Below are 349 nucleotides of genomic sequence, written 5' to 3'. Positions count from 1 at the left end.
GTTTACAAGGTAGAGGCGGTCTTTGAATTCGGGATCGACCTTTTTTACCTCAACGCCAAACGGCATGATCGTTTCGTCGGGTGCACCTGCGGATTCAAAATAGACGGGCGGCGCATAGACTTGGACCGTGTCGGTGAACTTTTCGCTTTTGCCGTTGGCAACGCGCGTGTAGCTCACTTCAATTTTGTTGAGGTAGTTCGGATAAAGTCCCCAGACGGGAATACCGCCGTGAGTCAGGAGTTCCGAACGCGAAACCTTATACGTGATTTTGTGACCGTTCGTCTTCGGAACAATCGTCACGGTCGCGTCCGTAATCGTATAGCCGCCATCGCGGATAACGGCGGTGAGG

At 52.7% G+C, this 349-nt stretch carries 1 protein-coding gene; it reads right to left on the bottom strand.

Annotation, left to right across the window (positions count from 1 at the left end):
* The coding region (locus H6A60_RS12835) for an aryl-sulfate sulfotransferase N-terminal domain-containing protein (protein WP_205105245.1) at positions 1-349 on the bottom strand (349 nt) is incomplete at both ends.

Origin of the sequence: Sutterella massiliensis, from assembly GCF_016899755.1 — a bacterium.
In the GTDB taxonomy this organism is placed as follows: Bacteria; Pseudomonadota; Gammaproteobacteria; order Burkholderiales; family Burkholderiaceae_F; genus Sutterella; species Sutterella massiliensis.
The sequence above is the reverse complement of the archived record's forward strand: the minus strand, read 5'-3'. Positions and strand labels throughout refer to the sequence as shown.